Source organism: Ruegeria sp. N7, assembly GCF_056531345.1.
Genome location: NZ_JBQFLR010000034.1, coordinates 1 through 10,828 on the forward strand (window position 1 = coordinate 1; position 10,828 = coordinate 10,828).

Annotated in this window: 7 protein-coding genes; 4 read left to right on the plus strand and 3 right to left on the minus strand. The window is 55.2% G+C overall.

All coding sequences use genetic code 11. The annotated features are described in order from the left end of the window. Positions 1 to 75: 75 nt before the first annotated feature. The gene (locus tag ACR0ES_RS19805) at positions 76 to 966 is read right to left on the minus strand and encodes a LysR substrate-binding domain-containing protein (protein WP_480484611.1); all 891 of its coding nucleotides are present in this window, start codon (positions 964 to 966) and stop codon (positions 76 to 78) included. Positions 967 to 1,086: 120 nt separating this feature from the next. Between ACR0ES_RS19805 and ACR0ES_RS19810 the strand changes: the two genes are divergently transcribed. From ACR0ES_RS19810 to pbfA, 4 genes are all read left to right on the plus strand, one after another. After that, complete coding sequence (locus ACR0ES_RS19810) at positions 1,087 to 2,274, plus strand: 2-aminoethylphosphonate--pyruvate transaminase (RefSeq protein WP_480484612.1); 1,188 nt, start codon at positions 1,087 to 1,089, stop codon at positions 2,272 to 2,274. 18 nt (positions 2,275 to 2,292) lie between these two features. After that, positions 2,293 to 3,537: a phosphonoacetate hydrolase gene (gene phnA, locus ACR0ES_RS19815; protein ID WP_480484613.1), complete on the plus strand. Its 1,245-nt coding sequence runs from the start codon at positions 2,293 to 2,295 to the stop codon at positions 3,535 to 3,537. Positions 3,538 to 3,540: 3 nt separating this feature from the next. Then, positions 3,541 to 5,004 carry a phosphonoacetaldehyde dehydrogenase gene (gene phnY / locus ACR0ES_RS19820; RefSeq protein ID WP_480477695.1) on the plus strand — a complete coding sequence of 488 codons (1,464 nt, stop codon included), beginning with the start codon at positions 3,541 to 3,543 and terminating at the stop codon, positions 5,002 to 5,004. A 106-nt stretch (positions 5,005 to 5,110) separates the two neighbouring features. Continuing rightward, positions 5,111 to 6,463 (plus strand): (R)-1-hydroxy-2-aminoethylphosphonate ammonia-lyase, encoded by a 1,353-nt coding sequence (gene pbfA / locus ACR0ES_RS19825; RefSeq protein WP_480871572.1) that lies wholly within the window; start codon positions 5,111 to 5,113, stop codon positions 6,461 to 6,463. Positions 6,464 to 7,172: 709 nt separating this feature from the next. Here the strand turns inward: pbfA and ACR0ES_RS19830 are convergent. Together ACR0ES_RS19830 and ACR0ES_RS19835 are read right to left on the minus strand one after the other, a co-directional pair. Further along, positions 7,173 to 9,152, minus strand: a complete 1,980-nt coding sequence (locus ACR0ES_RS19830) for a bifunctional 2',3'-cyclic-nucleotide 2'-phosphodiesterase/3'-nucleotidase (RefSeq protein WP_480871573.1) — start codon at positions 9,150 to 9,152, stop codon at positions 7,173 to 7,175. 276 nt (positions 9,153 to 9,428) lie between these two features. Beyond that, complete coding sequence (locus ACR0ES_RS19835; RefSeq protein WP_480774566.1) at positions 9,429 to 10,532, minus strand: M24 family metallopeptidase; 1,104 nt, start codon at positions 10,530 to 10,532, stop codon at positions 9,429 to 9,431. Between the last annotated feature and the right edge of the window lie 296 nt (positions 10,533 to 10,828).

The window sequence follows — 10,828 nt, forward strand, 5'->3', positions numbered from 1 at the left end:
TCAAAAGGCATCCTGGCCCGCACACAGGCCTGGCGCAGCAGGTAATCCACACAAAAAACTCAATACCCCCGCAGATCACATATCTGCGGGGGTTTCCTTCTCCTTATGCACCCGCTCCGCAAAATCCATAAACGCACGTATGATCTTGACGTCACGACGCTGGGAAAGGGAAATCATGCTCTCACCCATTTGCAGATTCACGCCCTTCAATTTGATTTGCCGCAATCGATCATCGTGCCCATATTCCGCCTGAGAAACAAAACCGATACCTGCACCCGAGGCAACAAGTTCGCGAACGGCCTCTCGGCCTTCAGCAACAATCGCCGGGTTTAACCTGATACCTTGTTTCTCGGCGGCTTCTTCCAGTTTCTCGCGTGTTTTTGACCCGTGCTCTCTGAAAATCAGGGGCAACTCGGCAAGCTCCTCCAGGGTCAGGGTGGGTTTGGATGCCAACAGCACGCCCCGGGCAGCAAAGGCCACAATTTCAGTGGACCCCAAATTCAATACGTCCATGTCCTTGCCAGGAGACAGGCTGCCAACAACGCCGATTTCCGCATTGTAAGACCGAAGCTCTTCCAGGATTTCTTCGGTGTTGCCGGATCGCACAGTGATCGTGATTTTCGGGTATTTCTTTTGGAACGAACCTAGAAAAGATGTCATGTGATGCGCTGAATCGGCAATAATCCTTAATTCACCATCGATCGCGGCTTTGGTTTCAGAGAGGTAGTCCTCAATCTGATCTTCGATCTCGAAATATTGTTTTGTGAATCTGTAAAGCTGTTCGCCTTCGGGCGTCAGGTTCACGCGTTTTCGTTCACGCTGGAACAGCAGCAGGTCGTGATCCTGTTCCAGTTTTCGGACCTGCTCGGAAATCGCTGGCTGGGTCAGATACAAAGCCTCTGCCGCACGGGAAAATCCCCCATGTTTGGCCACGTAATGAAAGGCTTTCAACTGGCTGTGTCGCATGGCAGTTCCCTGTAGATGCGTTCATAGGCTGCGCTTATGATTAGATTGATAATTGCAATTTCACATATAGCAAGCGTTGCTGCAATTGTGTTCCTGAAAACGCTGTTCTGGAGCCTGGTAATGACGCCATCCAAACCAAAATTAGAGCAACCGCGCCTTGGTGAACCCTACCTTTTGACGCCCGGTCCTTTGACAACGTCCTACGCGGTCAAAGAGGCAATGTTACGTGACTGGGGTAGCTGGGACGATGATTTCCGCGCCATGACGCGGGAGGTGCGGTCAAGCCTGCTGAACCTGCTTGGCGAGGGTGCCGACGCGTTCGATTGCGTACCGATGCAAGGCAGCGGATCGTTTTCCGTCGAAGCGATGCTGGCATCCTTTATTCCGCGAGACGGAAAGGCGTTGGTATTGGCAAATGGTGCCTACGGGCAGCGTTCAGCACAAACGTTGCAGTACCTGGGTCGTGATCATGTTGTGTTGGACAAAGGCGATTACCTGCCGCCGAGGGGTGATGAGGTTGCGCGCATTCTCGCGGATGACCCGGACATCACGCATGTCGTCGCCATTCACTGCGAAACCAGCTCGGGCATTCTGAACCCGGTCGAAGAGATTTCGGAGGTCACATATGCCGCCGGGCGCAAGCTCTTGATTGACTCGATGTCCGCCTTTGGAGCGATTGAGCTCAAACCAACTGAAATTCGTTATGAGGCCATGGTGTCTTCGGCGAACAAATGCATCGAGGGCGTTCCGGGTTTCGGGTTCATCGTGGCGCGCAAGACCGAGCTGGAAGCCGCAAAAGGCAACAGTCATTCGCTGTCTCTGGATGTGTATGCGCAGTGGGCGCATATGAACAAAACGGGACAGTGGCGGTTTACCCCGCCGACGCATGTGGTTGCGGCCTTCATCGAGGCACTTCGGGCGCACACTGCCGAAGGCGGTGTTGCAGGTCGAGGCGCCCGCTATACCCGCAACCGGGACGTCATGGTCGCGGGCATGCGGGAACTGGGTTTCGAAACACTGCTGGATAATCGTTGGTTGAGCCCGATCATCGTTACCTTCTTCTGCCCGGCTGATGAGAATTTCGTTTTTGATCAGTTCTATAACCGGATGAAAGAAAAAGGGTTCATTATCTACCCGGGCAAGCTGACTGTCGTCGACAGTTTCCGCGTCGGTTGCATCGGCCAGATGGACGAAGATGTCATGCGTAAAGTTGTGATCGCTGCAAAAGAATCTCTGGAAGAAATGGGCGTGACAAGCGCTGCGCCTCCTCTCCGGGCACTGGAAGAACGCGCCAAGTTGGCCGCGTAAAAATCAAGGAAAACACAGATGACCATTCAAACCCCTGTCGAAGCAAATGAGCGCGTCTACCCAACGCCGAAGGTGCCCGCAATTGCCATCTGCCTTGATGGATGTGAACCTGAATACCTCGACGTGGCGATTGCGAAAGGGCTGATGCCCAACCTCAAACGGATGCGGGAGGAAGGTACAGACCGTCTGGCGCATTCTGTTATTCCGTCGTTCACCAACCCCAACAATCTTTCGATTGCCACCGGGCGTCCGCCGATCGTGCATGGAATCTGCGGCAACTACCTTATTGATCCCGACACCGGTGAAGAGGTTATGATGAACGATGTCCGCTTCCTGCGCGCGCCGACCATCTTCTCACAGTTCTATGATGCAGGTTTCCGCGTGGCGATGGTAACCGCCAAGGACAAGCTTCGCGCGCTGCTTGGTGCCGGGCTGAAGTTTGACGAGGGCAGGGCGGTTGCATTCTCTTCTGAGCGTTCGGGCGAAACGACGCTTGAGGAACATGGCATCGACAATGCCAGCAAATGGTTGGGTATGGACGTGCCCGAGGTATACTCGGCCGAGCTGTCGGAATTCGTTTTTGCTGCTGGCGTCAAGCTGCTGAAAGAGTTCAAGCCCGACGTCATGTATTTGTCGACTACCGACTATATCCAGCACAAGTTTGCACCCGATCAAAAGGGCGCACTTGATTTCTACGCCATGTTCGACCGCTATCTGGGCGAGTTGGACGCATTGGGGGCCGCCATCGTGGTGACGGCTGATCATGGCATGAAGCCTAAGCACCTGGCAGATGGATCCCCTTCGGTCGTCTATGTGCAGGACCTGATGGACGAATGGCTGGGCAAGGATGCGGCGCGGGTCATCCTTCCGATCACTGACCCCTATGTCGTGCATCATGGTGCACTGGGTTCGTTCGCGACCGCTTACCTGCCGGATGGCGCGGATCAGAGTGACATCATTGCCAAACTCAAGGCGACCGAAGGGATCACCCATGTGCTGACCAAGGCTCAGGCCATTGAACGGTTCGAATTGCCCGGTGATCGGATTGGCGACATTGTGATGGTTTCTGGCGAAAACATTTGCATCGGAACGTCCGAGCATCGCCACGATCTGGCAGCGCTCAAAGAGCCCCTGCGCAGCCATGGTGGTTTGACGGAACAAGAAGTTCCCTTCATCGTGAACCGTGTCATCGACCTGCCAAACCAACCCGTGCTGCGCAACTTTGATGCCTTTTTCTACGCAACTACAGCGGCGGCACAGTAAGCCATGAAAGACCAGACCATGTCGAAAATCGAAGTACGTAACGAAGGAATGCGGATCGGTGGCGAAATCGTCTTTACCGATGAAACCATTCCTGTTCTTTACCCGTACACCAACGAGGTCGTGGGCCATGTTCCCGCTGGCACCGCAGAACACGCACGCAGGGCATTCGAAATCGCGGCGAATTACAAACCTAAACTGACCCGGTACGAGCGCAGCCAGATTTTGCAGCGCGCAGGCGAGCTGATCGGCGAGAAACGCGATTACCTTGCGAAATGGCTGACGTTGGAGCTGGGCATCTGCCACCAGCATGCGATCTACGAAACCAAACGCGCACAGGATGTTTATCAGTTTGCGGCGGCTGAGGCGCTAAAGGACGATGGCGAGATCTTTTCCTGCGATCTGACCCACAATGGCAAAGCCCGCAAGATTTTCACCACCCGAGAGCCGGTGAAAGCAATCAGTGCGATCACCCCGTTCAATCACCCTTTGAATATGGTTAGCCACAAAATCGCGCCGTCGATTGCGACCAATAATTGCATGGTTTGCAAGCCCACGGAACTGACGCCGCTGACTGCGCTGACATTGGCCGACATACTTTATGAAGCAGGCCTGCCGCATGAGATGTTCCAAGTGGTGACCGGCTGGCCGGCTGACATTGGCGATGAGATGATCACCAATGAACATATCGACATCATCACCTTCACCGGGGGTGTGCCGGTGGGCAAGTTGATCGCTGAGAAAGGCGTCTACAAGCGGCAGGCGCTGGAACTTGGGGGTAACGATCCTCTGATCGTTCTGAATGACCTCAGCGATGCGGATTTGGACAAAGCCGCAACAATTGCAGTGGCGGGTGCGACCGGAAACTCCGGTCAGCGGTGTACGGCAGTCAAGCGCATCCTCGTGCAGGAAAGTGTGGCCGACAAGTTTGTGCCGCTGGTTCTGGAGAAGGCCAAGAAGATCAAATTCGGCGATCCGCAAGACCCCGAAACCGAGCTGGGGTGTGTGATCCACGACAAAGCCGCGGAGATATTCGAGAACCGCGTTCTGCAGGCTGAGAAAGAGGGTGCAGAAATCTTGTATCACCCGGGCCGTCAGGGCGCATTGCTGCCGCCTATCGTTGTCGACAAGGTTCCCCATGACAGCGAGCTGGTGATGGAAGAAACTTTCGGTCCTATCGTGCCGATCGTGCGCGTACCAGACAACGACGAAGAGGTGATGGCGATCTCGAATTCGACCGAGTTCGGCCTGTCTTCTGGGGTCTGCACCAATGACCTGAACAGGGCCATCGCCTTTATCAACGGGTTGAATGTCGGCACCTGCAACATCTGGGAACAGCCGGGTTACCGCATTGAAATGTCACCCTTTGGCGGCATCAAGGACAGCGGAAACGGCGTGAAGGAGGGTGTTATCGAGGCGATGAAGTTTTTCACCAACGTCAAAACCTATTCGCTGCCCTGGCCCAACTAAACCTTGCGCCCTTTCCCCACAGACGGGAAGGGCGCCTCATATCCTCCCTGATACTGGCGGGCCTTTTGGGGCCCGCATCTTTTGATGACAGAAATGAGGAGCGGACATGCCACAGATTGTCCACACGGAAGGGGAATCAAACACATCCGAAGCGCGCAAGGCATGGTTGCGAAAGTCCATGGGACCGAAGTCGGCACCTCTGCTCAAACGCGATGCGGATGTGTTTCTGCATCAATCTCTGTCATCACCCTGCCTCAGCACTATTGCAAAGGCCGAGGGGATCTGGATCGAGGATATGGAGGGTCGCCGGTACATGGATTTCCATGGCAACTCGGTGCACCACATAGGCTATGGGCACCCGCGTCTGATAGCCGCCATCAAAGCGCAGCTTGATGATCTTCCTTTTGCACCCCGCCGCTTTACCAATGACCCGGCAGTGGATTTGGCAGAAAAACTGGCAGATATCGTGCCTGGCGATCTGGGGAAGATGCTCTTTACCACTGGCGGCTCTGACGCCAACGAGGTTGCCCTCAAAATCGCGCGTGCCGCGACCGGTCGGTTCAAAACAATCAGCTTCTGGGATGCCTTCCACGGTGCGGGCTTCGGCGCCGCAAGCGTCGGTGGCGAGGCGACGTTCCGCAGTCATATCGCGGGCCCCCTCTTGTCGGGGACTGAACATGTCGCGCCTTTCGCCTGCTACCGGTGCCCATACAATCACGCGGGACCGGAAACCTGCGGGTTGGCCTGCGCGAAAATGGTCGAATATGTTCTGGAGCGTGAAGGAGATGTGGCGGCGGTCATAGCCGAACCCATGCGTGCGGTGCCCTATGTGCCACCGCCGGGGTTTTGGAAATCCGTGCGCGAGGCGTGCAATCGTCACGGCGCGCTTTTGATCATGGATGAAATCCCGACCGGCCTTGGCAAAACCGGCAGGATGTTCGCCTTTGAACATGACGAGATCATTCCCGACATTGTGACGCTTGGAAAAGCGCTTGGCGGTGGTATCCTTCCCATTGCCGCATGTGTTACTCGCAAACAATTGGATGTTTGCGGGGATTTTGCCATTGGTCATTACACACACGAAAAGAACCCGGTCACCGCGCGGGCCGCTTTGACAACACTTCAGATCATCGAAGATGAGGGGTTGGTTCATCGGTCGGCCATGCTGGGTGAGCACGCAATTGGTCGTCTGATGGACGAACTTCAGAACGTACCCACCGTCGGAGACATCCGGGGAAGGGGTTTGATGTTCGGGGTCGAAATCGTTGATGATCGCGTTGAAAAGATACCGGGCAATGCGCGTGCCGAACGGATTTACTACGCCTGTCTGCAGGCCGGTTTGAGCTATAAGATCAGTCAGGGATGCGTTCTGACACTGTCGCCGCCGCTGACCATCTCGCAATCGGATCTGGACCACGCAATCGACATTGTGATCGCTGCTATCAAGGCCGAGAGTTGACACGTCGGATCAGTCAAAACTCGCCAGTTCGTAAAAAGAGGCTGGCCGAGACAGCGACGAAGACCCCAAAGTGCGACGTAAGACAACGAGTCCGATGGCGCACGGCGTACAATAGAATTTGGATTTGGCCCATGGCGTTGTAATATCCAACTGCACTCAGGCTTAAAACGCTGACGAAAGTAACGGGAAAGGCAAAATCTTCAATTCGGCCTCTGGTACAAATGAGACTGAACAAACTGACGGGATTACAGGAACTCAAAATCAACAGAGCGGAGTCTTTCATGGTATCGAATGTAGTTCAGAAGCTGAAAGACCTTTTGTTGCTGTGCTCTACAGGTCGCAGCCCGTCGCCTTTGCAAAAAACTGAGAAACAAGATGCCGTTCAGCAGGCGACTACTTTTTACCTGCCATAGGATATTCAATCTCCCTTTGCCGCGAGATCCTTGAATACAGATTTCACCAACTTGCCCCTGCCTTCACCCATTCAGCTTCTTTGACAGAACTGGGAGCGCAGAAGTTCAGTTGGCGATCAAACGGTTCGCTAAGTTCTATGACCTGCCGCCACGACGCTTGTCGGGAACGCGAATTGAAAATGTAGCATCTGACTCTGCAGGGGCAGTGCCTTCGAGCTGTACGGGTGTTCAGCGCAAACCCGCCACCGAGTTACCAAGGTGGCGGGTCAGGTTATCGTTGCGACATTTCTTTTGGATCAGAGCTTAATGCGGAAGGCTGCGAAACCGTCGGCGCCTTCCCCGGCGTCCTCGATTGCCACACCTTTGACGTCGCCCATATAGTCGCGGGCTTTTGGACCCGTCTCGAACAACACCGTGGTGTCCGCCAGCGGCGAAAACGACCAATTGGCATCCGCTTTGGGATCGATTGTGCCCTGTTCGACAATGTAGCGCACAATGACGTCGCGGTTGGTGTCCGGTGCTTCGAACACGATCGTGTCGCCCATTGCGCCCGGGAACGCGCCACCACCGGATGCACGGTAATTGTTGGTGGCAATGATGAACTCCATGTCATCCGTAACAGGCGCGCCATTGAAGGCAAGGTTCACGATCCGTGCTGCGTCGGGGTTCACCTCTTCGCCCTTTGGTCCAAAGCGCGACGGTTGCGACAGGTCGATCTGATAGGTCACACCGTCCATCACGTCGAAATTGTACGATGGGAACTCGGGGTTCAGAAGGATCGCATCCTTGGACCCAGCTTCGACCTGATTGAACATACCGGCCGAGCGTTCCAGCCAGCCACGCACCTGCGCCCCGTTCACGCGAACAGCGCGGACCGTGTTTGGATAGAGGTACAGATCGGCCACGTTCTTGATGGCAACGTCCCCGACCGGGACATCGGTGTAATACTCCGGACCGCCGCGGCCACCAGCCTTGAACGGTGCTGCCGCAGACAGGATTGGCAGCCCTTCATGCTCGGTGCCTTTCAGCATGTCTTCGACATACCATTTCTGCGCGATCGAGACGATCTGCACAGACGGATCATCCGCGACCAACGCAAAATAGCTGTGCAGTGGGGCCGAGGTCTTGCCGACCGCGCGTCGAACATAGGCCAGCGTTTCGTCATGAGCTTTCGCAACCGATTCCAGAACCTTCTGATCATCTTCGACCAGAGCGGTGATTGATCGATCTTCGTTACGTTTGGATATCGGGCGCGCCTCGGAGGTTGTGGTAACGACGCGCCATTCATTGCCGTCCCGTTCCAAAAGCAGGTCCAGCAGGCCAAGATGCGACCCCCAGAAACCGCCCATGACGGCAGGTTTGCCCATCAGCGTGCCTTTTTCCACGTCGATCCCGGGGCGGTCAGCAAATGTCGGTGACGGGAAAACCAGGTGATTGTGGCCGGTGACCAGCGCGTCGATCCCGTCGACCCCTGCCAGAACCACCGATGCGTTTTCCATGCCGTCCTCATGATCGGCCCCCCCGATCCCCGAATGCGACAGGGCGATGATCAGGTCACATCCCTGTTCCTTCATCTCGGGTACATAGGCCTGAGCCGTCTCGACGATATCGCGGGCCTGAACATTGCCCTCCAGGTGCCTGCGGTCCCAGTTCACGATTTGTGGCGGGGTAAAACCGATGACACCGATCCTGATCGGATGTTTGGTGCCGTCGCCCATCTCGATTTCACGGTCGAGGATGGCATAGGCCTGAACAAGGGTCTTGTCGTCACGCGGGTTTGCACCTTTTTCCTTGGCGACGTTGGCCAGAACAACAGGGAACTCGGCACCGGCCAAAGCCTTGTTCAGGAAATCCAGACCGTAGTTGAACTCGTGATTGCCCAGCGTCGCGGCATCATACCCGACCGTATTGAAGGCCGTGATGATGGGATGGCTGTCGCCGTCCTTCATGCCGCGCTCGTAAGCGATGTAGTCGCCCATCGGGTTACCTTGCAGAAAATCGCCGTTGTCCACCAAGAGCGAGTTTGTCGCCTCAGATCGGATTTCGTTGATGATCGACGCTGTGCGGGACAGGCCCACCGTGTCGCGGGGTTTGTCCGCATAGTAATCATAAGGAAACACATGGACATGGATATCGGTGGTTTCCATGATGCGCAGATGCGCCTGATTATTGGCCGCCGCCACCGAAAACGGATGCAGGGTAATTGCCGCCGCACCAGCGGTTGTCGTGGCAAGGAAGCGGCGTCGTGAAATTGAAGAACGGCTTGAGAAAGACATGGGTCACCTTTCAGGTTTGTGGTCAACGCGTCTTTTTGCCTGTAATTCGCAACATCCATATGAAACAGGTTGCCAGCGCTTTATACGCGTCATGTGTAGGCGCAATGCCAGGTACAATAGCCCAACTTCCTGTACTTGATAAGACATGGCAGAAGGGGAACCCGTGCCCTGCGATTGCCAAGACAATGCCTCACAATCAGTGCTTTGCGACATATCCAACCCGCATCATGTTGGCTGCTATCCACTGACCCCAACCGTGTGGATGGGACAGCCCGGTTATCGACGTCCCGCCCCCAGGACAATAAGCTCTTTCGGGAAACTGGTCAGTGATTGGCATCCATCTTCTGTGACCAAGACGTCATCTTCAATACGGACACCGAAATTGCCCAGGTCATACAGACCCGGTTCGTTGGTCCAGACCATGCCTGCGCGCATTACCTGGTTGTTTCCGCGCATGATATATGGAGCCTCGTGCACATCCCGACCCAATCCGTGGCCTGTCTTGGTGCGGATGCGATTGGCGAAAGGGGATGCTTCAAGAACGCCGATGACTGCATCATCGATATCATGGGCCGTCACACCGGGGCGACACACGTTCAGACCCATCTGATTTGCTCGTAATACAGTTTCGTAGACAGCCTTGCCCTCATCTGAGACTTCGCCAACGAAAAAGGTTCGCGTGATATCCGCGACAAATCCATCCTTGCGCGCGCCAAAGTCAAAGAGCAGCGCGTCGCCGGTTTGAATCCGATAATCCATACGCGCTTTCCCGTGCGGTCGGGCCGAGTTGTCGGCAGCGACCACAATCGGTGTAAAGGCCAGTGAATCGGCACCTTCGGCAAACATTGCCTGGATCAAATCCTGTTCGATCTGTTTCTCGGTCTGACCTGCGTGTACCGTTCCGATAACCCGCTCAAGCGCACGTTCCGAGATGGTGATCGCAGCTTGCATGGAGGCCACATCCTTGCTGGACTTGATCAGTCGCAGGTTCGAGATTTGGTGTTCCGCATCAGTAATTTGTAACCCAGGCATAGCTTCGGTCAGCGCGTCAGAGACAAAAACACGCATGACCTGTCCTTCAACTGCAAGGGACGCGATGCTCAGGTGGTTCGCCAAAGCGGTGAAAGCCCCTTTGTAACCCGCCTCATCCCGCCAATCGAATACCGCTCCTTCGAACCTTAATTGATCCCACGAGCCAAGTTCCAGATTTGGAACAATGGCAGCGGGTTCTCCTGATGCGGGGATCACAACCACGATGGGGCGTTCGTTAGTCATGAAAGACTTGCCCATGGCTCGGTCGAAATTCGGACCCGGCACCAATGCCACGGCATCGACAGAGATTTCACGGGCCAACCGGCGATATTCTGATAAATCTGGCATCCTTACCAACCCTTATTGTGACCAAAACCACCCGCTTCGGCGATCTCGGCAAATCTTATTTTTCTTACGCCACACGCGAACCGTCATTGGTTTGGTATTCTGACAGTTGGAAACGTTGCCAATCGTTTCGCCGCACAGCAGTATACAGCCCGGCCAATAGTTCGGTTCGTGTTTCAGATTGCAGTCGTCACTTTTGTCAGCCACCTGAGCAGCCTCATCTGACTGGTCCAAGTTGATTGTTAGTGGATCATCGGCCTGTGATCCATCGGGATGATGGTTTCAGGTGCCGGCGGGCG

What these genes read in the sequence shown, in the direction of transcription:
- pbfA (WP_480871572.1), top strand. Translation starts at nt 5,111, where the DNA reads ATGCCACAGATTGTCCACACGGAAGGGGAATCAAACACATCCGAAGCG.
- ACR0ES_RS19835 (WP_480774566.1), bottom strand. Translation starts at nt 10,532, where the DNA reads ATGCCAGATTTATCAGAATATCGCCGGTTGGCCCGTGAAATCTCTGTC.
- ACR0ES_RS19805 (WP_480484611.1), bottom strand. Translation starts at nt 966, where the DNA reads ATGCGACACAGCCAGTTGAAAGCCTTTCATTACGTGGCCAAACATGGG.
- phnA (WP_480484613.1), top strand. Translation starts at nt 2,293, where the DNA reads ATGACCATTCAAACCCCTGTCGAAGCAAATGAGCGCGTCTACCCAACG.
- ACR0ES_RS19830 (WP_480871573.1), bottom strand. Translation starts at nt 9,152, where the DNA reads ATGTCTTTCTCAAGCCGTTCTTCAATTTCACGACGCCGCTTCCTTGCC.
- phnY (WP_480477695.1), top strand. Translation starts at nt 3,541, where the DNA reads ATGAAAGACCAGACCATGTCGAAAATCGAAGTACGTAACGAAGGAATG.
- ACR0ES_RS19810 (WP_480484612.1), top strand. Translation starts at nt 1,087, where the DNA reads ATGACGCCATCCAAACCAAAATTAGAGCAACCGCGCCTTGGTGAACCC.